We start from the raw sequence: 20652 nt of genomic DNA on the forward strand, positions 1-20652 counted from the left end.
TGGAGGACGCCCATGGCCGACCCGCAACGCCTCGACCTCCCCCACGACGCCCGCGACCCGCCGCCGCGCGCCCGCGACAGCCTGTGGATCCTGCCGCTGGCGCCGACGGTGTGGGCGCTGCACTTCCTGGCGTCCTACGTCACCGGCGCCGTGTGGTGCGCCAAGGTGGCGGGCTACGGCGGGCCGCTCGGCGATGCGCGGGTGCTGGTGGGGATATACACCGCCGTCGCCCTGGCGATCATCGCCCTGGTCGGCATGGCCGGCTGGCGGCGGCATTCCTACGGCGACGCCACCGCGCCGCACGACTTCGCGACCGCCGCCGACCGCCATCGCTTCCTCGGCTTCGCAACGGTGCTGCTGGCGGCGCTCAGCTTCGTCGCCACCTTGCTCGTCGCCCTGCCGGCCGTGTTCACGGGGAGCTGCCGATGATCGCCCGCCCGCTGCCCGTAACCGCCGGTCTCGCCGTGCTGGGCTTCGCCTGGCTTGGCCCGCTGCCCGAGTGGTCGCTGACGCGCTTCGCCGCCCACATGACCATGCACCTGGCGGTGGTCGCCGTCGCCGCGCCGCTGCTGGCGCTGGGCGTCGCCGGCGGCCCGCTCGACCCGGCGCGGCGGCTGCCGGGGCTGTTCGCGCCGGTGGCGGCGGCGGTGCTGGAACTGGTGGTGGTGTGGGGCTGGCACGCGCCCGCCCTGCACGACCTCGCCCGCGCCTCCTTCGGCTGGCTGGCGGCGGAGCAAGCATCGTTCCTGGCGGTCGGGCTGCTGGTGTGGCTGGCGGCCCTCGGCGGCGGGGTGGAGCGGCGGCACGAGCGGGCGGCGGCCGGTGTGGCGGGGCTGCTGCTCACCTCCATGCACATGACGCTGCTCGGCGCCCTGCTGGCGCTGGCGCCGCGGCCGCTCTACGCCGCCTGCGCCGGGGTGGCCGATCAGCAGATCGGCGGCATCCTCATGCTGGCGGTCGGCGGCGTCGTCTATGCCATCGGCGGGCTTGGGCTGCTGGCCGGGCTGCTGCGGCGGGGGGAGAGCACGCCATGAAGTGGAAGCGCCCGCTCGCCTGGATCGCCGGCGCGGCCGTCGCCGCCGGCATCGGCGGCTTCGTCTTCGCCGCCGCCGGCTTCGCGCCCATCGCCGCCAGTTCCGGCCACTGGGCGGTGACCGACTGGTTCCTCCACTTCGCCATGCGGCGGGCGGTGAAGACGCAATCCCTCGGCGTCGCCATCCCGCCCGACGTGAGCCTCGACGACCGCGCCCTGGTCCTGCGCGGCGCCGGCCACTACGAAAGCGGCTGCGCCCCCTGTCATGGCACGCCCACGACGCAGCCGTCGGTCGTCGTGCGCCAGATGACGCCGAAGCCGCCCCACCTGCCGCCCCATATCCCGTCGTGGGAGCCGGAGCACCTGTTCTGGATCGTCAAGCACGGCGTCAAGTTCACCGCCATGCCGGCCTGGCCGGCCCTGCACCGCGAGGACGAGGTGTGGGCCATGGTCGCCTTCCTGCGCCGCCTGCCCGACCTGTCCGAAGCCGAATACCGCGCGCTGGCGGCGGGCGACGCCGGCAGCGGCAACCGCCTGCGCAGCCACGACGACCCCATCGGCGCCGTCGTGGCGGAAAGCTGCGCCCGCTGCCACGGGGCGGAGGGCCTCGGCCGCGGCGCCGGCGCCTTCCCCAAACTGGCGGGGCAGACGGAGCCCTACCTGCTCGCCTCGCTACGCGCCTATGCGGCGGGGGAGCGGCACAGCGGCTTCATGGAGCCGGTGGCGGCCATGCTGGACGACGCCGCCTTGCAGCGCCTCGCCGCCTACTACGCCGCCATGCCGGCGGGTGCGGCGGAAGCGACGGCGGCGGGCGACCGGGCGCTCGGCGAACGCATCGCGACGCGCGGCATCCCCGAGCGCGGCGTGCCCGCCTGCGTGCAGTGCCACGGGCCGAAGGAGGCACCGCGCGCCGCCGTCTACCCGTCGCTCGCCGGGCAATACGCCGACTACATCACAGTTCAACTGGACGCCTTCGCCAATGGCACCCGCGGCGGCACGCCCTTCGCCCACATCATGCGCAGCATCGCCGAACGCCTGGAGCCGGCGGAACGCGGAGCGGTGGCGGCCTACTACTCGGCGCTCGCCCCCTGAGCCGCCTGGGCGGGGCGGCTGGTGGCGCCGACGTGCAGCGGCCGCGCCGCCCCCATGCCGAAGCCGAAGGCGCCGAGGGCGATGGCGGTGAACAGGACGCCGACCTCGCCCCAGCCGCCGGCCCATTCGTGCAGCAGACCGACGAACAGCGGCCCGCCCGCCGCCAGCACGTAGCCGACGCCCTGCGCCATGCCCGACAGGTGGGCGGCGACGTGGCTGTCGCCGGCGCGCAGCACAATGAGGATCAGCGCCAGCGAGAACGCCGCGCCCTGGCCGATGCCGAGGAAGGCGGCGAAGCCCCACACGCTCCACAGCGGCGCGAAGACGCAGCCGAGCAGGCCGATCAGGCCGCTGCCGATGGCGATGGCGACGGCCGGGCGCTGGGTCCGCCACCGCTTGGCCAGGGCCGGCGCCAGCAGGGCCGCCGGCACCTGGATGAGGATGGAGACGGACACCACGATCCCGGCATCCACGGCGGACAGCCCCCGGTCGCGCAGGATGGGGGCGAGCCAGCCGAACACGCTGTAGGCGAGCGACGATTGCAGCCCCATGAACAGCGTCACCTGCCACGCCAGCGGATCACGCCACAGGCCGCTCACCCGCATGTGGACGGGCGGACCGCCGGCACTGCGGCGCGGGATCATGGGCCACCACAGCAGCGCCGCCAGCACCGCCGGCACCGCCCAGGCGGCGAGCGCCAGGGGCCAGCCGGCGCCGGCCTCCAGCGCCAGGGGCGCCGTCGCCCCCGCCGCCACGGCGGCCCCGGCACACAGCGACATGGTGTAGACGCCGGTCATCAGCACCGCGCGGTCGGGGAAGTCGCGCTTCAGCAGGCTCGGCACCAGCACGTTGACGATGCCGATGGCGGCGCCGATGACGACCACCGATGCGAACAGGGCCGCAGCACTCCCCTCCCAGCGCAGCAGCACGCCGGCCGCCAGCACCGGCATGAGCAGCAGGATGGCGCGCTCCGTCCCGAAGCGGCGGGCGACGAGCGGCGCCAGCGGCCCGAACAGGCCGAGGCAGACCACCGGCAGCGTCGTCAGCAGACTGGCGGCGCCGGCCGACAGACCGGCGTCGCGCATGATCTCGGGCAGCACGGGGCCGACGCTAGTCAGCGCCGGCCGCATGTTGAGGGCGATGAGGACGATGGCGGCGGCCAGCAGCAGCGGCCGCGCCGGCAGGGGGCGGACCATGGTCTGCTCGCGGCGGTTACGGAGGATGATCCTTATCCGCCGCGGACGCCCGCGATCAAGGTCCGCTCACACGCCGCTCGCAGGCCAGAATGGCCGCATAGTCCGCCAGGAAGAGCACCAGCGCCGCCATCCACAGGCCCGCCGCCGTCAGCAGCGCCGGGGTATAGAGGTCCGGCGACAGGGCCGGCCCGGCCACCCGCACCACGGCCGCCAGCACCATCAGCCCATAGGCGACGGCGGTGGTGCGCGACGCCGTGAGCGCCCGCCCGGTATGGCCGAGGGCGACGCGCGACATGACACCGACCACCATCACCCCGACGGCGCCGATGGTCCACAGGTGCAGCGCGGTGCTCTCCACCAGCACGCCGAGCACGGCGGCCGCCATGAGCAGGAACCCGGCGGCGACCAGGCCATAGCCGAGGTGCAGCACCCAGAGCAGCGGCTCGGCCAGCGTCTGGCGGCCGTGCCAGCGCGACAGGCGCACCAGCAGGGCGACGCCGGCGGCGGCGAACAGCGGCGCCCGCAAGGCGTCGGGCGCCCCGGCGGCATCGGCCAGCACGGCGGCGGCGGTGAGCGCCACGGCGGCGCGGTCGAGCCACGTCCCCATGGCGACGGAGACGGCATGGCCGCGGGCGTTCAGCCAGTTGCGCGTGAAGGCCGGCGTGATGCGCCCGCCGATGACGGCGATGAGCAGCACCAGAAGCTCGACGCCGATGCGCGCCGGCGCCTGGGCCAGGGGGTTGTCGAACAGGGCCAGGGCATCGGCCAGCGACAGCACCTGCAGGGTGCCGAGCAGGCTCACCACCACCACGACGCCCAGGTTGCGCGGCTGGCGGGCGGGGATGATCTGGCGCGCCAGCATCCCCGCCAGCAGCAGCGGGAACAGGGCGTCCACCGCCACCACCAGCACCGCCGGCAGCCAGGCCGAGAAGCCGACCGCCAGCCGCCCGGCGAGCCACGCCGCGGCGATCAGGCCGAGGGGCGCGCCGCGGATCGGCTTGCCGCCCACCCAGTTGGGCACCGCCGTCAGCAGGAAGCCGGCGACGGCGGCGAGGCCGAAGCCGAACACCATCTCGTGGGCGTGCCACTGGAACGGCGGCAGGGCGATGGTCATCACGGCGAAGTCGGCGCCGTTCAGGTGAACCCCGAGCCACACCAGCCACAGGGCCATGGCGGTCACCCCCCAACCGGCGCAGGCCAGGAAGAAGACGCGGAAGCCGTAGGACAGAACCGTTCGCATGGCGCCCTCCTCAGGCCGTCGTCAGGGCGGCGTGGCGGGCCGCCAGCTCGACGTCGGTGTCGCGGTCGAGGATCTGCGCCAGCGCCGCCAGCAGGCCCATTTCCTCCTTCTGGATGTGGAAAGTCTCGCGCTCGATGAGGTCCTGCGCCACGTCGCGCAGCAGGCGCCAGTCGGGCTCGCTCAGGCCCCCGTCGAGGTGGGCGCGGCAGAGGTCGCGCACCTGCCCGGCCAGCGGGCGGATCTCCTCGTGCTCGCCGGCCAGCATGTCGGCCATGAAGGTGGCGCCGGCCGCCGCGACGCGGGGGAACAGGTTCTCCTCCTCGAAGGCGAAGTGGCGGGCGACGTCGTCTTCCAGGGCCTGGGCGACCGTCTCCAGCACCTGCCGCACCTGCGGATCGGCGGCGTCGGGCATGGTGCGGCGGTCGATCAGGCGCTCCAGGGCGTCGAGGGCCGCCAGGGTGGACTGGTGCTCGGTGTGCAGGGCCTCGCCGATGCGCGTGGCGCCGAAGAAGGTGCTCATGTGCGGAACTCCATGGGAGGGGCGGCGAACGGCGGCGGTGGCGGCGCGGCCGGGCGCACCGGCCGGGGCTGCTTGGGCCCGACGGAGGTGCGATGGCGGCGGGCCCGCAGGCCGACGGTGGCGGCATACAGGACGAAGGCACAGGCTCCGACCGCACCGACGGCGCCGCCCAGGCGGGCGAGCAGCGGCAGGTCGAAGGCGGCGGCGACGGTGAGCAGACCCAGCGCCGCCGGATGGCACAGGGTGACGACGCGGATCGGCAGGCTCCACTCCAGGGTCTTGGCCGATAGCGGCTTGGCGCAGGTGCGGACGGTATGCATGGAGGCGAGGAAGGGCAGGATGCGTTGCAGGATGCCGAGCAGCAGGGTGAGCAGCCAGCCCGGCAGCAACAGCACGGCGAACAGCGCCGGCGGCACCAGCCCGGCATAGGCGAGCCCGCCCGCCACCAGCGACGCCGGCAGCAGCACCCACGACAGCCGCACCAGCACGAAGGACGGGCCGAGCTTGCGGCGCAGGCGCTTGCCGACCGTCTTCACCATGAGGGCGACATGCAGGCCGCTCGCCACCAGCCCGCCCGCGAGGCCGACCCACACCAGCGGGTCGAAGCCGCCCAGCAGGCCGCCGGCGGCGGCGAGCAGAGAGACCGTCGCCAGCACCAGGGCGGGCCGACCGGCGCCGGGCTTGGGCGGCTCGGCGACGGCCAGCATGGGCACGAGCACATGGCTGAAGCCGATCACCAGGAACCCCATGAACCCATAGGCGGCCACCACCAGATGCACCACGGCGGCGGCGGCGTGGTCGGGCAGCAGCGGCACCCGGTAGTCGTGGGCGAGCAGCAGGGCGAGAACCGCCAATGCGGCCAGCCACACCGCCGCCAGCGCCACCGCCGGCAGGGTGTCGACCAGACCGGCCGCGCGCCCCTTCACCAGCAGCCGCACCAGCAGCGCCGCAAAGCCGGTGAGGCCAAGCACCGCGGAGCCGGCACCGGCGATCAGCAGGGGGACCGAGTAGAGGGCGAAACCGGCCACCAGCACCACGCCGCCGCCCGCCGTCAGCGCGAGCACCAGGGCCGCCAGCGGCGTGCGCGGGGCGTCCTGCTGGGTGGTCACGGGCAGGATTTGCAGCAGGGCGCCCACCGCCGTCGTCACCAGCACGCCGAGGGTCAGGGCGTGCACGGCGGCGAGGCCGGGACCGGGACCACCGGCCGCCAGCACCTCGGCCGGGAAGACCGCCGCCAGCAGCCAGGCCGCCACGTGCGCCGTCACGGCCGTTCCGAAGAAGCCGATGGGCACCGCCGGATGCAGCAGCCGTTTCTCCGCCCCCGCCAGAGGCACGACCAACATCAGGCGGTCTCGTCGGGCACGAGGCGGAGGATCACGTGGCCGGGCTCGTCCGCCACGATGTCCCAGCTCCAGCCACGGTCCTCCAGTTCGGGGACGAGGTGGACCGGGAACTGCGGCACGTGGACGGTCAGCGGCTGGCTGTGCGCGCCGCCGTCGAGGAAGGCCAGCACGTCCAGCATGGGCCGCGGCGGCGGCAGGCCGCGCACGTCCAGGTGCAGGCCGTCGGCGTCCATCCAGAACTTGCGCGGCGGCTCGGCCGCCGGAGCCGGCGGCGCGGGCGACCGGGCGGCGGCACAGCCCCCGGCGCGGAAGAAGCGAACCCGGAAGCGGCCGTCGGCCAGCGGCTCGACGAAGCTCTCGAAGCCGTCGCCGGCCAGCAGGTCGCGCAGCGGCACGGGGTCGAAGGGCGCCACCACCACCATGCCGCGCCCGGCGGGCACGGTGGCGGCGGTGCCGGTGAGGGTGGACAGCGGATCGCCGCCCTGGGCGAGCAGCCGGCCGACGTCGATCTCGGCGGCCGGATCGGCGTCGACGTCGGCGACCCAGGCGGGACGGGAGAGGGTGGAGGGGGTCATCATCGGCATCCTCGTCGGAACATGCCGACACCATGCCGCCCCTTGGTCCGCCTGCCCTTGAGCTTGGTCAAGGGCGGTGCGAAAGCCCCTCAGCCGGCGGTCATGTCCGCCTCGCCGAAGCTCGCGCAATAGGCGCGCAGCAGGGCTTCGTCCTCGACGATGACGTCGTCGCCCTCGCACTGCACGCCGGCCTCCACCAGCCGCCGCAGGGCGCGCGACAGGCTTTCCGGCTCGATGCCGATGCGGCTGGCGATGAGCTGCTTGCGCACCGGCAGCCGCCCCCTGCCCTTCCAGGCCTCCGACTCGATGAGCGACAGCAGGTAGGAGGCGAGGCGCTGGCTCGGGCTGTGGGCCTTCAGGTGGTGGATCTCGTGGATGAGAAAGACCTGGCGCGCCAGCAGGCTGTCGAGCATGTGGAAGCCGAGCGTCTGGTTCTCGCGCAGGGCCTTCATGAACAGCCGGCCGTCGATGCGGATGAGCGTCGTGCCGCCTTGCACCTCGGCATTCACCGGGAAACGCCCGGCGCCGAACAGGGCGGCCTCGGCGAAGGTCTCGCCGGTGCCGACGATGGTCACCAGGCTCTGGTCGCCCTCGGGGGTCAGGGCGAACAGGTGCACGGCGCCCTCGGCGACGGCGTAGAAGGCGTCGGCCTCGTCACCGGCGGAGAACAGCAGGCTCGCGTGCTCGTAGCGCCGCACCGAACCGGTCTGCGCCACCGCCTCCAACTCGGCATGGCCGAGGCGGGAGAACAGCGGCGCGTGCGGCAAGGCGCGCAGGTCGGCGGGCGTCAGGGGGCGGTTCTCGGCCATGTCAGAGATCCTCCTCCTCGGGCAGGAAGCCGGCGAAGTCGGCCAGCGCCTCCATGTCCGCCACCACGATGCGGTCGCGCCCGCCCGAGGTGACGCCGACGGGCGCCAGCTTGGCGATGGAGCGCGACAGGGTTTCCGGCGTCATGCCGAGCTTCTCGGCCACCACGCGCTTGCTGTAGGGCAGGTCGATCTCCGCCCGCCCCTCCTGCACCGGCGCCAGCTGCACCAGGAACATGGCGAGGCGCTGGGCCGTCGACTTCATCTTCAGCTCGGTGACCTGGTTGAGCAGGCCGCGCAGCGATCCGGTGACCGCCCCCATGACCGTCAGCACCACGTCGTAGTTGCGGGCGAGCGCGGCGTTCAGCGCCTCGCCGGGAATGGCGAGCGCCTCCACCGTGTCCAGGGCGACCGCCGAGACGGTGTAGTCGCCGACGCCGGTCGCCGCCGTCTCGCCGATGAGGGTGCCGGGGCCGTGGATGTCGATGACGTGCTCGTCGCGGGCGGCCCGGCCCGGCAGGAAGACCTTCACGTAGCCCGACCGCACGGCATAGAGCGCCGCCGCCGGCGCCCCGCGCTCGATCAGCCGTTCACCCGGCGCGAAGGCACGCACCTCCGCCAGGCGGGCGATGGCGTCGCGCTCGGACTGCGGCAGCCGGGCGAAGAGGGGGGACTGCGCAAGGATCTGCGCGGCGTCGGCGACGGGCATGAACAGCCTTTAGGATCTGTTTCCGGCCTTTAGTCTAATTCGGTTTCGCCTTCGGCGCCATGACAGAGCGTGCGAAGCGCGCCGAGGTTGTCGATGCGCACCTCCCGCCGCCGCACGTGGACGCCGTGGACCTTCAGGCGCTGGAACGCTCGTGACAGGTTCTCGGGTGCGAGCCCGACCGCACCGGCCACCACGTAGTGCGGCACGTCCAGGGTGAAGACGACGGCGCCGCCGGCCGCCGCGGCCTCCGGCACCGCCGCCTCCGCCGCCTGCACCAGCCACGCGCAGAGACGCTGGGTCGGCGACAGGGCCTTCAGCTCGGCCAGCCGCCGCGCCATGATCCGCCAGCGGGCGCCGAGGGTGGCGAAGAGCGCGGTCAGGCGCTGCGGCTCGGCGGTCAGCAGGGCCATGAGGTTGCCGCGGGTGACCACCGCCAGATGGCAGTCGGTCAGCGCCTCGCCGTTCACCGGGTAGCGCTGCAGGCCGACCATGGCCGGCAGGCCGAACAGGTCGCCGGGGCCGAAGACGTGCAGCAGCGCTTCGCCGCCGCCCGAGTCGCCGACGAACAGCCGCACCCTGCCCTCGCGCAGCAGGAAGAAGCGGTCAGCCGGATCACCCTGGCCGAACAGCAGCGTGCCGGCGGGGATGAAGAGGTCGCTGCCGGCGGCGGCGAGGGTCTCGGCGACCTCGGGTGCGGCGGCGGTCATGCCGCCCCCTCCACCAGGGCCGACAGTCGACCGGGATCGGCGATGGCGACCAGCCGCCCGCGCACGCTGACCCCCGCCGGGCGCAGCAGGCGCAGCACCCGGCTCAGGCTCTGCTGCGTCATGCCGAGGTGGGCGGCGAGGGTCTTCTTGGCCATGGGGATGCGCACCTCCAGCGAGCCGTTGCGCGAGGCCGGCGGCAGGGCGAGCAGGTAGGCGGCGGTGCGCTGCACCACGGTGCGGCGGCGCATGGCCTCGGTCGCCCCGATGCAGCGGCGCAGCGCGACGGAGAGCAGCGCCACCAGCAGCAGCGCCACCTCGGCGTCGCGGCTGGCGAGGTCTTGCAGGCGGGCGGGATCGATCACCACCACCTCGCCGGCGGCGACGGCGGTGACGGCGACCGCGTGGTGCCCGTCGGCGGCCCAGTCGGGGAAGCCGATCAGGGCGCCGCGCATGAGTTCCTCCACCGGCACGGCCTCGGCGGCGAGCGGCACGGAGCAGAGGAACCGCCCGCTCAGCACCAGATGCAGCGCCTCGACGGGCGCGCCGGCGGCGGCCAGCACGGTGCCGCGGGCGACCGGGCGGACGGTGCCGAGCGGCGCCAGCCGCCGCAGGGCGGCGGCGGTGACGGCGGCGTCGGACAGGCGTTCGAGGTCGATGGACATGACGGACCGGGGGTTCTTGAGCCTCGGCCCATGCTGCCCCAGCCGTCCCGCGCCGCCTTGACGCCGGTCAAGTCCGCTCAGGCGGAGGCCGCGCCCGCCATGGCCTCGCGCACTTCGGCGGCGGTCGGGATGGGTGCGACCGCGCCGTAGCCGCGGGTCGACAGCGCCGCCGCCACGTTGGCGTAGGCGGCCGCGGCGAACGGGTCGTCGCCGGCCACGATGCGCGCCAGGAACGCGCCGTCGAAGGTGTCGCCGGCGCCGGTCGCGTCCAGCGCCGTGACGCGGTGTACGGCCAGGCGGCGGCGGTCGTCCGGCGTCGCCACCATGACGCCGTCGCTGCCCATGGTGAGCGCCACCATGCGGGCGCCGCGCGACAGGTAGTGGTCGCAGACGGCTTCCGGCGCCTCCAGGCCGGTCAGCAGGCGGGCGTCGTCGAGGCCCGGCAGCACGATGTCGGCCAGCGCCACCGCGCCGTCGATCACCGCCCGCGCCCGCGCCAGCGGCCACAGGGCGAGGCGCAGGTTGGTGTCGTAGGAGACGGTCACGCCGGCTTCCCGCGCCGTCTCCAGCGCGGCGAAGACGGCGTCGCAGGCCGAGGTGGAGATGGCCTGGCTGATGGCCGAGACGTGGAACACCGACGCCGACCGGATGAGGTCGAGCGGCAGGTCCGCGGGACCGAGGCGACTCGCCGCCGATCCGGCGCGGTAATAGGAGAACCGATGCCCGTCGGCGCCGTGGGAGACGAAGTAGATCCCCGTCGGCGCCGTCGGGTCGCGCCGCACATGGCTGACGTCCACCCCCTCGCGCCGCCACAGGGCGAGCAGCGAGTCGCCGAAGGTGTCGGCGCCGACGGCGCTGACGTAGGCCGTCGCGGCCCCCTGGCGGGCCGCCGCCACCACCGTATTGGACGTGTCGCCGCCGAAGCCGGGCGCGTACTCGCCACCGCCGGAGCGCGTCTGGTTCAGCTCCATCAAGGGTTCGCCCAAGGCGACGATCGGTCCGGTCATGGCTGTTTCCTCGCGCTGGCCCGTCTGTTCTTGCTGCGGTGCAAAACTGACTTTCGCAGTGCAGTGTAAGACGTGTTTGCTCGTATGTCTGACATAGTGTATGAAAGATTAACGCATCTTGAAAGACCGAACCGATGCCAGCCTCACCGCCCCCCACCGGCACCACCGCCAGAGACCTCGGCAATCAGGTCGCCGAGCGTCTGGCCGTGGACCTGTTCGCCGGGCGGTATCCGCCGGGCGACCTGCTGCCCAAGGAGACGGAGCTGTGCGACACCTTCGGGGTGAGCCGGCCGTCGGTGCGGTCGGGCCTGCAGATCTTGGTCTCGCTCGGCATCGTGCGGCGCATCTCGGGCCATGGCACCGTGGTCGAGGAATACCGCGAGTGGAACATCCTCGATCCGCTGGTCACCCGCTGGATGGCGCAGCACGCCGCGCCCAATCCGCAGTTCATGGCCGAGATCTTCGAGTTCCGCCACGCTACCGAGCCCTTCATCTCCGCCGTCGCCGCCCGCAAGGCCACCGCCCGCGACCTGCTGGCCATGGAAGAGGCGTTCCAGGGAATGGAACGCATGGTGGGCGCCGTCGGTACCGGCGCGACGGACGACGCCGGCAAGTCGTTCAGCGACTACGACGTCGAATTCCACGCCGCCATCTACCGCGCCACCCACAACCTCGTGTGGGCGCAGCTCGCCCATATCCTGCGCCCGTCCATCATGCTGGTGGTGCGCACCTCCAACGAGACCGCCGAGGAGCTGCAGGACAGCCTCGGCCGTCACCGCCACCTGATGGAGTGCATCCGCCTGCGCCGGCCCGACGACGCCTTCGAGGCCGCCCGCAGCGTCATGGCCCGCACCGCCTTCGACCTGCACCTGCAGGACGCCGGCGAGGCCGACGATCCCGTTCTCGCCCACTGGAAGAAAGCGTTGCTTCCGGAGGGCCAGTCCGCCGCGCCCGGCGCCCCGGCGCCGGCGCCCGTTCCCATAAAGAGAAAAACCAGAGCCACGACAGGCAAGGACCAGGAGGAATCATGATGCTCAAGTCCCTCTCCCCGCGGACGACCGGAGCGGTCGCCGTCATCGCGCTCGCGACCGCTGTCGGCGTGTCGACGGTCGGCAGCAATGCCGCGCTGGCCGCCGAATACGAGTGGAAGTTCCAGACCTCGGAAACCTCCGGCGAGCCGCAGTACAAGCTGAAGCAGCAGTGGGCCGACAACGTCGCGACCATGTCCGGCGGCCGCATCAAGATCGAGATCCTGCCGACCGGCGCCGTCGTGCCGCACAACCAGACTCTGGAAGCCGTCGGCGCCGGCATCCTGCAGGGCCACATGACCGACCCGAGCTATTTCTCGGGCATGAACCCGGCCTTCTCCATGCTCGGCAACCTGGTCGGCGCCTGGGGCGACCCGCTGGAATTCCTGGAGTACATGAACCACGGCGGCGGCGAGGCCCTGTACAACGAGCTGGTGAACCCCTACGGCGTGCAGCTGGTGGGCGCGGCCGCCACCGGCCTCGAGAGCTTCCCGTCCAAGAAGCCCATCCGCTCGGTCGATGACCTGAAGGGTCTGAAGCTGCGCGCGCCGGAAGGCATGGTCTACGACATCTTCTCCAAGGCCGGCGCCGCGCCGGTGAACCTGCCGGGCTCGGAAGTCTACACCGCGCTGGAAAAGGGCGTCATCGACGCCGCCGACTACACGGTCTTCGCCACCAACCAGGCGCAGGGACTGCACGACTTCGCCAAGTACCCCAACTACCCCGGCTTCCACAGCCTGCCCATGGTCGCCATTTCCATGAACAAGCAGATCTGGGACGGCCTGCCGGACGACCTGAAGGCGATCCTCGAAACCTCCGTCGACGACCTCGCCTATACCATGGTGCTCGAACTGAAGAAGAACGACATCAAGGCGGTGCAGGAAGCTCGCAAGAACCCGGACATCGAGATCATCGACCTGCCGGCGGAAGAGCGGAAGAAGTTCCGCAACATCGCCAAGGAAGAGTGGAAGAACTGGGCGACCAAGAACGAGATGACCCAGAAGGTCTACGATTCCGTCACCGCGTTCCTCACCGAACGCAACCTGATGTGATCCTCGCCGCGTGAGGGGGATGCGGGGCGGCGCCGTCGGCAGCCGCCCCGCGCCGTCCGCGTTTCCGCTCCTACCACCCGGCGCGCCGAGCGAGGGCTACCGTCATGACCATCGACCGCAACATCCGCCCCACCGACCGCTCCGCGCTCGAAGAGCTGTCGAACACCGACGCCGGGCAGCAGCCCGTCGACCGCAGCGGCCAGGAAGGCCACATCCGCAACGCCCTCGACGCCGCCGTCGACGAGGGCGGCAAGGTGGTCGCTTGGCTGGTTCTCGTCGGCGCCGTCATCAGCGTCTACGAAGTGGGCGCCCGCTACCTGTTCAACAACCCGACGTCGTGGGTGCACGAGACGACGGTCTTCCTCATCGCCGTCATCTTCGCCCTCGGCGGCCCCATCGCGCTCGCCCGCGACAAGCACATCCGGGTGCGCCTCCTGTACGACTGGGTGTCGCCGAAGACGCGCCGCTGGCTGGACGCGCTCAACTCGGTCATCACCTTCGTGTTCCTGGCCGGCATGTCCTATGCCGCCTGGGTGATGTTCTACAAGGCGACCCATGCGCCGACCGGCGTGCTGCAGCTCGAACGCTCGGGCACCTCGTGGAACCCGCCGTTCCCGGCCTTCATCAAGACCATCATCCTGGTTTCGGTCGTCATCATGCTGGTGCAGACGGTGTTCCACCTGATCCACGCCCTGCGCGGCAAGGGCTACGACGACGCCGACGCCAACGCCGCCCCCGCCGCCGCGACGGCGGGCGACCGCCCGCGCAAGGAGGGCTGACGCCATGTGGAACATCGGCCTTTCGTCCATGGGCATCGAGTGGGGCACCTATGCCATGGTCGGCAGCATCTTCCTGCTGCTGCTCACCGGCCTGCCGCTCGCCTTCGTCACCGGCCTCGTCGCCCTGTTCTTCACCTTCGGCTGGTTCGGCCCCATGGCCCTGCCGCTGGTGACCAGCCGCGTCTACGGCTTCATCACCGAGTATTCGCTGGTCGCCGTGCCCATGTTCGTCTTCATGGCGAGCCTGCTCGACCGATCGGGCATCGCGCGCGACCTGTTCAACGGCATGCGCATCCTGGCCGGGCGCGTGCCCGGCGGCGTCGCCGTGCAGACCCTGGTGGTGGCCTTCTTCCTGGCCGCCATGTCGGGCATCATCGGCGGCGAGATCGTGCTGCTCGGCATCCTCGCGCTGCCGCAGATGCTGCGCCTCGGCTACGACCGCAACATCTCCATCGGCGTCGTGTGCGCCGGCGGGTCGCTCGGCACCATGATGCCGCCGTCCATCGTGCTCATCATCTACGGCCTGATCGCATCCGTCTCCATCGCCGACCTGTTCACCGCCGCCATCACCCCTGCGGCGCTGCTGATGTTCTCCTACATCGGCTACGTGCTGTTCCGCACCATCCGCAACCCCGCCCTCGGCCCGCCGCTGTCGGAGGAAGAGGCGCACCTGCCGTTCTCCGAGAAGCTCAAGGCCATCCAGGCCATGGTGCTGCCGGGCATGATCGCCTTCCTGGTGCTCGGCACCATCTACGGCGGCATCGCGTCGGTGACGGAAGCGGCGGCCATGGGCGTGCTGGGCGTGTTCGCCGCCACCATCGTGCGCCGCGAGCTGACTTTGAAGCTGGTGCACCAGGCGGTCGTGCAGACCATCAACACCTGCGGCATGATCATCTGGATCGGCATCGGGGCCGCGGCACTGGTCGGCGTCTACAACCTGATGGGCGGCAACGCCTTCGTGTCCAACACCATCCTCGGCATCGATGCGCCGCCGGTGGTCATCATCATGGTGATGATGCTGATCCTGCTGGTGCTCGGCCTGTTCCTGGACTGGATCGGCATCGCCATGCTGGCCCTGCCCATCTTCGTGCCCATCGCCGTGAAGCTCGGCTATGACCCCATCTGGTTCGGCATCCTGTTCGCCGTGAACATGCAGGTGAGCTTCCTGAGCCCGCCCTTCGGCCCCGCCGCCTTCTACCTGAAGGGCGTCGCGCCGGCCTCCATCACGCTCAAGCACATCTACGGGTCGGTGGCGCCCTTCATCGTGCTGCAGCTGATCGTGCTGGCCCTCATCCTGTTCTATCCGCCCGTCGCCATGTGGATGCTCGACTAGGAGCGCTGAAGAATGAAGATCACCAAGCTCACCACCTGGCAGGTGCCGCCGCGCTGGCTGTTCCTCAAGATCGAGACCGACGCCGGCGTCAGCGGCTGGGGCGAGCCGGTCATCGAGGGCCGCGCCGCCACCGTCGAAGCGGCGGTGCAGGAGTTCTCCGACTACCTGATCGGCAAGGACCCGCGCCGCATCGAGGACATCTGGCAGACCCTCTACCGCGGCGGCTTCTACCGCGGCGGGCCGATCCTCATGAGCGCCATCGCCGGCATCGACCAGGCGCTGTGGGACATCAAGGGCAAGGCGCTCGGCGTGCCGGTGCACGAGCTGCTGGGCGGCCGGGTGCGCGACCGCATGCGCATGTACTGCTGGCTCGGCGGCGACCGCCCGGCCGACATCGGCCGCCAGGCGAAGGAGGTGGTGGCCAAGGGCTTCACCGCCTTCAAGATGAACGGCACGCCGGAAATGCAGATCGTCGACAGCCACCGCAAGATCGACGAGGCCGTCGCCCGCGTCGCCGAGGCGCGCGCCGCGGTCGGCCCCGACGTCGGCATCGCCATCGACTTCCACGGCCGCGTCCACCGCCCCATGGCCAAGGCCCTGCTGCGCGAGCTGGAGCCCTATCACCCGCTGTTCGTGGAAGAGCCGGTGCTGCCCGAGCACCTGCACTGCCTGCCGCAGATCACCGGCGGCCTCGGCTACCCCATCGCCACCGGCGAGCGGCTGTTCAGCCGTTACGACTTCCGCCCGGTGCTGGAGGCGCGCTGCGTCGACATCGTGCAGCCCGACCTCTCCCACTGCGGCGGCCTGACCGAAGGCCGCAAGATCGCGACGCTCGCCGAAACCTTCGACGTGGCGCTCGCCCCGCACTGCCCGCTCGGCCCGCTGACGCTGGCGGTGTCGCTGCACCTGGACGCCGTGTCGCACAATGCGTTCATTCAGGAGCAGAGCATGGGCATCCATTACAACACCGGCAACGACGTGCTCGACTATCTGGTCGACCCGGCGCCGCTGGCCATCGTGGACGGCTACACGGCCATCCCGACCGGCCCCGGCCTCGGCGTCGAGATCAACGAGGACTTCGTCGCCGAGCGCGCCCGCGAGGGACACCGCTGGCGGAACCCGGTGTGGCGCCACGAGGACGGGAGTATCGCCGAATGGTAGAAGACCAACGAGGCCACAACGAACCCATCGTCATCGCCGAAGCCGCGAACCCCTACCGCGACTGCATCCAGGGGCTCGCCAACGAGCCCATCACCGTCGTCCGCCTGCTGGAGGACGCGCGCAAGGAACTGCCGCCGTCGAGCCTGCTGGCGGAGCTGCCGGGCGTGACGGTGAAGGAAGTGGTGCAGCGGCTGGTGGCCAACCGGCCGCGCATCGCCCTCATCGCCGGCTCGCCGGACCACCCGGCCCACCTGCTCGACCGCGCCCACATGCTCATGGCGGCGGCGCGGGTGTGGCAGAACGGCGGCGTGCCCTTCACCTTCTCCATCCCCGTCATCTGCGACGGCACGGCGCAGAACAACATCGGCCAGAGCTACAGCCTGGCGTCGCGCAACGACACGGCGCGCGCGGTGAACATCAACTTCGAGGGCCACAGCTACCACGCCGCCTATGTCATGGCCGGCTGCGACAAGAGCCCGAGCGCCATCCTCTCGGGCCTCGCCGCCGCCGAGGTCGCCCGCCGCCATCGCGGCGACCAGGCGCCCGTATGGGCCATCTTCGCGCCCGAGCACGTCCTGAAGGGCGGCAAGATCCCGACCGAGACCCGCACCGAGCTGGAGGCGCTCGCCCGCACCGCCCGCGATGCCGGCCACGGCGAACTGGCCGAGGACATCGAGGGCAACCTCAAGTACATCCTGCAATGTTCCTCGGACGAGGCCTTCGCCGGGCAGCTCAAGCGCGCCCGCAACCTCGACCTCATCGACCTGGACACGGAACGCCGCCTGCTGAACGCGCTGGCCGAGCACACCTGTGACAGCCACGGTGGCATCTGCGCCTTCAACGGCACCGGCAACTCCTCGCGCACCATGCTCGCCGCCTTCGGCCTGACGCCGCCGGAGCTGGAGCTGCTGACCAGCCTGCCGGGCGACCAGGTGGTGGCGCAGGGCGTGGACGGCCTGTTCGCCCTGCTCAACAAGCCCGAATTCAGCGTCTGCAATCTGCTGAAGGCCAACTTCGCCAACGTGGTGCGCATCCACAACGCCACCGGCTCGTCCGCCAACATGCTGCTGCACCTGCCGTGCATCATGCGCCACGCCGGCTTCGACGTGACCATCGACGACTACCGCGCCATCCGCGACGCCACGCCGGTGCCAGAGGTCTTCGCCCACAGCCTGACCGAGAACCGCGACACCTTCGTGCTGGCGCAGCAGTTCATGGCTGGGCAGCACCGCGGCATGGAAAGCCTCTACCGGGTGTTGAGCGACCTCGGCATCCCCATGGACCTGGAGGCCCCGACCGTCACCGGCACCACCTGGCGCGACCGCACCGCCGGCCTGACCAGCCCGGTCGACCCGAGCCTCGGTGAGGCGGCGGTGATCCGCACGGCGCCGGTGCGCAAGATCTCGGGCGTGGAGGTGCTGTCGGGCAGCTTCTTCGACACCTGCGTCGTCAAGGTATCGGGCATGTCCGACGAGCAGTACGCCCACTTCGACGACCACGTCTTCGTCGTGCGGTTCTACGAGAACGAGCACGTCTGCAACGACGACTTCGCCGCCCGCGACCTGCTCGACCGCCTGCGGGCCACCGAAGGCGTGGACGAGGCCCTCATCCGCGCCGTCGTCACCCGCAACGGCGGCGGGGCGGACGCGGCGGCGGCCGACTTCCGGGCGCTGCTGGAGGCGCACCGCCTGTCCTTCGCCTTCCTCATCGCCGGCCAGGGCCCCATGGCTTACGGCATGCCCGAGATGTTCGCGCCGAGCCAGAACCTGCGCCATCACCGGGTGCTGGAGGCGTCGTCCATCCTCATGACCGACGGCCGCTATTCGGGCGTCACCAAGGGCGCCTGCATCGGCCATGTGACGCCGGAAGCCTTCGACGGCGGCGGCATCGGCTATCTGCGCAACGGCGACCTGCTGCGCCTCAAGCTGACGGACCGCCGCATCGACCTGCTCGACCGCGCCGCCTTCCTGGACGGCCGGGAGGAGGTGGCGAACCCCTTCGACGACCCCGACCGCCGCCGCCTGCATGCCGAGCGCATGGCCCGCATGGAGCACCGCCGCCACGACATCGCCGCCTGCAACGTCATGGATCTGGTGTCGGATGCCTCGCGCGGCGTGGTGCCGCGCATCGTCGACCAACGCGCGCTCCACTCGTGGAAGGACTGACCCTCGTGTCGACCATCGATCGCTTTGAAGACGCCATGGCGGCCGTGCCGCTGGTCGCCATCCTGCGCGGGGTGACGCCCGACACGGTGCTGCCGGTGGCCGACGCCCTCATGGCCGGCGGCTTCCGCCTCATCGAGGTGCCGCTCAACTCCCCCGACGCCTTCACCAGCATCGAGCGGCTGGTCGCCCACTGCCCGCCCGAGGTGCTGGTGGGGGCCGGCACCGTCCTCACGCCGGCCGACGCGCGGCGGCTGGCGGAGACCGGCGCCAGCCTCTTGGTCACGCCGAACACCGACGCCGACGTCATTGCGACGGCGGCGGACAGCGGCCTCATCCCGCTGCCCGGCTGCCTGACGCCGTCGGAATGCTTCACGGCCCTCAAGGCCGGCGCCCGGGGGCTGAAGATCTTTCCCGCCTCGCGCATGGGGGCGGCCTATCTGAAGGATTTGCGCGCCGTGCTGCCCAAGGGCACGCCGCTGCTGCCGGTCGGCGGCATGGACGTCGGCACCATGGCCGAGTGGCGCGCCACCGGGGCCGCCGGCTTCGGCTTCGGCTCCAACCTCTTCGCGCCCGGCCGCGAGCCGGCGCTCATCGAGGAGGCGGCCCGCGCCCTGTGCGCCGAGTGGCGGCGGATCGCGCCATGACCGACCTGATCGTCGTCGACTGGGGCACCACGTCCTTCCGGGCCTGGCTGGTGGACCGGGAGACAGGCGCGGTGCGCGACACCCTGCCCGACGGCCGCGGCATGAAGGAACTGTCCGGCACCTCTTTCCGCGACTACTGCGCGGAGCGTCTGGCGCCCTGGCGGCAGGGCGACTCGCCGCCGCCGGTCTATCTGGCCGGCATGGTCGGCGCCCCCACCGGCTGGACACCGGCCCCGCAGCCCGCCCTGCCCCTGCGGCCGGAGGATCTGGCGGCGCACATGGTGTCGGCGCCGGGGCTCGACGGCGCATGGCTGCTGCCCGGCGTGCGGGTGGACGAGGCCGACCCCGACCGCGTCGACGTCATGCGCGGCGAGGAAGTCCAGATCCTGGGCGCTATGGCCCGCAGCGGCCGCCGCGACGGCGTGCTGTGCCTGCCCGGCACCCATTCCAAGTGGGCGCGGGTGCGCGACGGCGTGCTGACCGACTTCACCACCTTCATGACCGGCGAGGTCTACGGCGCCCTGCTCGGCCATACGCTGCTCGGCCAGGGGGTGAGCGCCGACGCTTCCCCCGTGGACGACGCCGCCTTCGCGCAAGGGCAGGCGGAGGCGGGGCGGTCCGACGCCGGCCTGCTCGCCCATGCCTTCGCCGCGCGCACCCGCCGCCTCTACCGCGGCCTCGCGCCGGAGGCGGTGCCGTCGTTCCTCTCCGGCCTCGTCATCGGCGAGGAACTGAAGGGCGCGACGGCGCTCGGCTACCTGCCGGCCGACGGGGTGCTGCTGGTGGGGGCCGACGCCCTCGCCGACCGCTACGGCCGGGCCCTGGCGGAGCGCGGCACCGCCGCCACCGCCGTGCCCGCCGCCGAGGCCACCCTCGCCGGGGTTCTCATCCTCGCCCGCCTGCACCGACCGGGAGACACGCCATGACCGAGACCATCGCCGACATCCTGGGCCGCGCCCGCGTCATTCCCGTGCTGGTGATCGAGGATGCGGCGCACGCCGTGCCGCTCGCCCGCGCCCTCACCGCAGGCGGCCTGCCGGTGCTGGAGATCACCCTGCGCACCGATGCCGCCATGGAGAGCATCCGCCGCATCGCCGCCGAGGTACCCGAGGCGGTGGTGGGCGCCGGGACGGTACTGTCCGCCCGCGACCTCGCCGCCGCCCGCGCCGCCGGCGCCCGCTTCGCCATCTCGCCCGGCGCCACCGACGCCCTGCTGGCGGCGACGCGCGACGACGGCCTGCCCTTCCTGCCGGGCGTCGCCACGGCGAGCGAGGTCATGCGCGGCCTCGAAGCCGGCCTCACCCACTTCAAGGCCTTCCCCGCCGCCACAATCGGCGGCCCGGCGGCGGTGGCGGCCTTCGGCGGGCCGTTCCCGCAGGCCCGCTTCTGCCCGACCGGCGGCGTCAAGCCCGACAACGCGGCGGACTATCTGCGCCTGCCCAACGTGCTGTGCGTCGGCGGCACCTGGCTCGCCCCGCGCGACGCCGTGGCGGCCGGAGACTGGGCGCGCCTCACGGACCTTGCCCGTACCGCCGCCGCCCTCTGAAGCGGCTTTCTTCTCCACAAAGGCGCAGGCCCCTCTCCCGGCGGGGAGAGGGGC

The 20652-nt window shown here is 72.2% G+C and carries 22 protein-coding genes; 12 read left to right on the top strand and 10 right to left on the bottom strand.

Going from position 1 to position 20652, the window contains the following annotated elements:
* Nucleotides 1-12: 12 nt before the first annotated feature.
* The 3 genes from CRP50_RS25605 to CRP50_RS14660 are packed head-to-tail and all read left to right on the top strand — an operon-like array spanning nucleotide 13 to nucleotide 2125.
* A complete protein-coding gene (locus tag CRP50_RS25605) occupies nucleotides 13-429 on the top strand; it encodes a hypothetical protein (RefSeq protein WP_217992056.1) in 417 nt (138 codons plus the stop codon).
* Nucleotides 426-1034, top strand: a complete 609-nt coding sequence (locus tag CRP50_RS25610) for a cytochrome c oxidase assembly protein (RefSeq protein WP_176525185.1) — start codon at nucleotides 426-428, stop codon at nucleotides 1032-1034. The genes CRP50_RS25605 and CRP50_RS25610 overlap by 4 nt, the downstream gene beginning before the upstream one ends.
* Nucleotides 1031-2125: a c-type cytochrome gene (locus tag CRP50_RS14660; protein ID WP_097279930.1), complete on the top strand. Its 1095-nt coding sequence runs from the start codon at nucleotides 1031-1033 to the stop codon at nucleotides 2123-2125. The genes CRP50_RS25610 and CRP50_RS14660 overlap by 4 nt, the downstream gene beginning before the upstream one ends.
* Here the strand turns inward: CRP50_RS14660 and CRP50_RS14665 are convergent.
* From CRP50_RS14665 to CRP50_RS14710, 10 genes are all read right to left on the bottom strand, one after another.
* A complete protein-coding gene (locus CRP50_RS14665) occupies nucleotides 2104-3321 on the bottom strand; it encodes a CynX/NimT family MFS transporter (RefSeq protein WP_097279931.1) in 1218 nt (405 codons plus the stop codon). The genes CRP50_RS14660 and CRP50_RS14665 overlap by 22 nt on opposite strands.
* Nucleotides 3322-3376: 55 nt before the next feature.
* Entirely contained in the window at nucleotides 3377-4561 is a 1185-nt protein-coding gene (locus tag CRP50_RS14670; RefSeq protein WP_097279932.1) for an NnrS family protein, read from the bottom strand.
* A 10-nt stretch (nucleotides 4562-4571) separates the two neighbouring features.
* Complete coding sequence (locus CRP50_RS14675) at nucleotides 4572-5081, bottom strand: hemerythrin domain-containing protein (RefSeq protein ID WP_097279933.1); 510 nt, start codon at nucleotides 5079-5081, stop codon at nucleotides 4572-4574.
* A complete protein-coding gene (locus CRP50_RS25080) occupies nucleotides 5078-6424 on the bottom strand; it encodes a hypothetical protein (protein ID WP_097279934.1) in 1347 nt (448 codons plus the stop codon). Before CRP50_RS25080 ends, CRP50_RS14675 begins: the two co-directional genes overlap by 4 nt.
* Entirely contained in the window at nucleotides 6424-7002 is a 579-nt protein-coding gene (locus tag CRP50_RS14685) for a DUF2249 domain-containing protein (RefSeq protein WP_176525186.1), read from the bottom strand. The genes CRP50_RS25080 and CRP50_RS14685 overlap by 1 nt, the downstream gene beginning before the upstream one ends.
* An 86-nt stretch (nucleotides 7003-7088) precedes the next feature.
* Nucleotides 7089-7808, bottom strand: a complete 720-nt coding sequence (locus tag CRP50_RS14690; protein WP_097279936.1) for a Crp/Fnr family transcriptional regulator — start codon at nucleotides 7806-7808, stop codon at nucleotides 7089-7091.
* Between the two features lies 1 nt (nucleotide 7809).
* Nucleotides 7810-8514, bottom strand: coding sequence for a Crp/Fnr family transcriptional regulator (locus CRP50_RS14695; protein WP_097279937.1), 705 nt, complete (start codon nucleotides 8512-8514; stop codon nucleotides 7810-7812).
* Between the two features lie 29 nt (nucleotides 8515-8543).
* On the bottom strand, nucleotides 8544-9221 hold the full coding sequence (locus tag CRP50_RS14700) for a Crp/Fnr family transcriptional regulator (protein ID WP_097279938.1): 678 nt from the start codon (nucleotides 9219-9221) through the stop codon (nucleotides 8544-8546).
* Entirely contained in the window at nucleotides 9218-9883 is a 666-nt protein-coding gene (locus CRP50_RS14705) for a Crp/Fnr family transcriptional regulator (RefSeq protein WP_097279939.1), read from the bottom strand. The genes CRP50_RS14700 and CRP50_RS14705 overlap by 4 nt, the downstream gene beginning before the upstream one ends.
* 77 nt (nucleotides 9884-9960) lie before the next feature.
* On the bottom strand, nucleotides 9961-10890 hold the full coding sequence (locus CRP50_RS14710) for a sugar kinase (protein WP_097279940.1): 930 nt from the start codon (nucleotides 10888-10890) through the stop codon (nucleotides 9961-9963).
* A gap of 134 nt (nucleotides 10891-11024) precedes the next feature.
* On the opposite strand from CRP50_RS14710, the gene CRP50_RS14715 reads away from it, so the two are divergent.
* The 9 genes from CRP50_RS14715 (at nucleotide 11025) to eda (ending at nucleotide 20598) form a co-directional block, all read left to right on the top strand.
* Nucleotides 11025-11921, top strand: coding sequence for a FadR/GntR family transcriptional regulator (locus tag CRP50_RS14715; RefSeq protein WP_097279941.1), 897 nt, complete (start codon nucleotides 11025-11027; stop codon nucleotides 11919-11921).
* Nucleotides 11918-12970: a TRAP transporter substrate-binding protein gene (locus CRP50_RS14720; RefSeq protein WP_245913486.1), complete on the top strand. Its 1053-nt coding sequence runs from the start codon at nucleotides 11918-11920 to the stop codon at nucleotides 12968-12970. Before CRP50_RS14715 ends, CRP50_RS14720 begins: the two co-directional genes overlap by 4 nt.
* 104 nt (nucleotides 12971-13074) lie before the next feature.
* A complete protein-coding gene (locus CRP50_RS14725) occupies nucleotides 13075-13749 on the top strand; it encodes a TRAP transporter small permease subunit (protein ID WP_097279943.1) in 675 nt (224 codons plus the stop codon).
* A gap of 4 nt (nucleotides 13750-13753) precedes the next feature.
* Complete coding sequence (locus CRP50_RS14730; RefSeq protein ID WP_176525187.1) at nucleotides 13754-15082, top strand: TRAP transporter large permease; 1329 nt, start codon at nucleotides 13754-13756, stop codon at nucleotides 15080-15082.
* A gap of 12 nt (nucleotides 15083-15094) precedes the next feature.
* Nucleotides 15095-16243 (top strand): galactonate dehydratase, encoded by a 1149-nt coding sequence (gene dgoD, locus CRP50_RS14735; protein WP_097279944.1) that lies wholly within the window; start codon nucleotides 15095-15097, stop codon nucleotides 16241-16243.
* Nucleotides 16237-18408: a dihydroxy-acid dehydratase gene (locus tag CRP50_RS14740; protein WP_097279945.1), complete on the top strand. Its 2172-nt coding sequence runs from the start codon at nucleotides 16237-16239 to the stop codon at nucleotides 18406-18408. Before dgoD ends, CRP50_RS14740 begins: the two co-directional genes overlap by 7 nt.
* Before the next feature lie 5 nt (nucleotides 18409-18413).
* Entirely contained in the window at nucleotides 18414-19052 is a 639-nt protein-coding gene (locus CRP50_RS14745; protein ID WP_245913487.1) for a 2-dehydro-3-deoxy-6-phosphogalactonate aldolase, read from the top strand.
* The gene (locus CRP50_RS14750) at nucleotides 19049-19978 is read left to right on the top strand and encodes a 2-dehydro-3-deoxygalactonokinase (RefSeq protein WP_097280115.1); all 930 of its coding nucleotides are present in this window, start codon (nucleotides 19049-19051) and stop codon (nucleotides 19976-19978) included. The genes CRP50_RS14745 and CRP50_RS14750 overlap by 4 nt, the downstream gene beginning before the upstream one ends.
* On the top strand, nucleotides 19975-20598 hold the full coding sequence (gene eda / locus CRP50_RS14755; protein ID WP_097279946.1) for a bifunctional 4-hydroxy-2-oxoglutarate aldolase/2-dehydro-3-deoxy-phosphogluconate aldolase: 624 nt from the start codon (nucleotides 19975-19977) through the stop codon (nucleotides 20596-20598). Before CRP50_RS14750 ends, eda begins: the two co-directional genes overlap by 4 nt.
* Nucleotides 20599-20652: the final 54 nt, after the last annotated feature.

Source organism: Caenispirillum bisanense (assembly GCF_900230255.1).
Classification (GTDB): Bacteria; Pseudomonadota; Alphaproteobacteria; order Rhodospirillales; family Rhodospirillaceae; genus Caenispirillum; species Caenispirillum bisanense_A.

What these genes read in the sequence shown, in the direction of transcription:
- CRP50_RS14685 (WP_176525186.1), bottom strand. Translation starts at nt 7,002, where the DNA reads ATGATGACCCCCTCCACCCTCTCCCGTCCCGCCTGGGTCGCCGACGTC.
- CRP50_RS14725 (WP_097279943.1), top strand. Translation starts at nt 13,075, where the DNA reads ATGACCATCGACCGCAACATCCGCCCCACCGACCGCTCCGCGCTCGAA.
- CRP50_RS14665 (WP_097279931.1), bottom strand. Translation starts at nt 3,321, where the DNA reads ATGGTCCGCCCCCTGCCGGCGCGGCCGCTGCTGCTGGCCGCCGCCATC.
- CRP50_RS14690 (WP_097279936.1), bottom strand. Translation starts at nt 7,808, where the DNA reads ATGGCCGAGAACCGCCCCCTGACGCCCGCCGACCTGCGCGCCTTGCCG.
- CRP50_RS14715 (WP_097279941.1), top strand. Translation starts at nt 11,025, where the DNA reads ATGCCAGCCTCACCGCCCCCCACCGGCACCACCGCCAGAGACCTCGGC.
- CRP50_RS14660 (WP_097279930.1), top strand. Translation starts at nt 1,031, where the DNA reads ATGAAGTGGAAGCGCCCGCTCGCCTGGATCGCCGGCGCGGCCGTCGCC.
- CRP50_RS25610 (WP_176525185.1), top strand. Translation starts at nt 426, where the DNA reads ATGATCGCCCGCCCGCTGCCCGTAACCGCCGGTCTCGCCGTGCTGGGC.
- CRP50_RS14695 (WP_097279937.1), bottom strand. Translation starts at nt 8,514, where the DNA reads ATGCCCGTCGCCGACGCCGCGCAGATCCTTGCGCAGTCCCCCCTCTTC.
- CRP50_RS14730 (WP_176525187.1), top strand. Translation starts at nt 13,754, where the DNA reads ATGTGGAACATCGGCCTTTCGTCCATGGGCATCGAGTGGGGCACCTAT.
- CRP50_RS25080 (WP_097279934.1), bottom strand. Translation starts at nt 6,424, where the DNA reads ATGTTGGTCGTGCCTCTGGCGGGGGCGGAGAAACGGCTGCTGCATCCG.
- dgoD (WP_097279944.1), top strand. Translation starts at nt 15,095, where the DNA reads ATGAAGATCACCAAGCTCACCACCTGGCAGGTGCCGCCGCGCTGGCTG.
- CRP50_RS25605 (WP_217992056.1), top strand. Translation starts at nt 13, where the DNA reads ATGGCCGACCCGCAACGCCTCGACCTCCCCCACGACGCCCGCGACCCG.
- CRP50_RS14705 (WP_097279939.1), bottom strand. Translation starts at nt 9,883, where the DNA reads ATGTCCATCGACCTCGAACGCCTGTCCGACGCCGCCGTCACCGCCGCC.
- CRP50_RS14720 (WP_245913486.1), top strand. Translation starts at nt 11,918, where the DNA reads ATGATGCTCAAGTCCCTCTCCCCGCGGACGACCGGAGCGGTCGCCGTC.
- CRP50_RS14750 (WP_097280115.1), top strand. Translation starts at nt 19,049, where the DNA reads ATGACCGACCTGATCGTCGTCGACTGGGGCACCACGTCCTTCCGGGCC.
- CRP50_RS14740 (WP_097279945.1), top strand. Translation starts at nt 16,237, where the DNA reads ATGGTAGAAGACCAACGAGGCCACAACGAACCCATCGTCATCGCCGAA.
- CRP50_RS14700 (WP_097279938.1), bottom strand. Translation starts at nt 9,221, where the DNA reads ATGACCGCCGCCGCACCCGAGGTCGCCGAGACCCTCGCCGCCGCCGGC.
- CRP50_RS14670 (WP_097279932.1), bottom strand. Translation starts at nt 4,561, where the DNA reads ATGCGAACGGTTCTGTCCTACGGCTTCCGCGTCTTCTTCCTGGCCTGC.
- eda (WP_097279946.1), top strand. Translation starts at nt 19,975, where the DNA reads ATGACCGAGACCATCGCCGACATCCTGGGCCGCGCCCGCGTCATTCCC.
- CRP50_RS14710 (WP_097279940.1), bottom strand. Translation starts at nt 10,890, where the DNA reads ATGACCGGACCGATCGTCGCCTTGGGCGAACCCTTGATGGAGCTGAAC.
- CRP50_RS14675 (WP_097279933.1), bottom strand. Translation starts at nt 5,081, where the DNA reads ATGAGCACCTTCTTCGGCGCCACGCGCATCGGCGAGGCCCTGCACACC.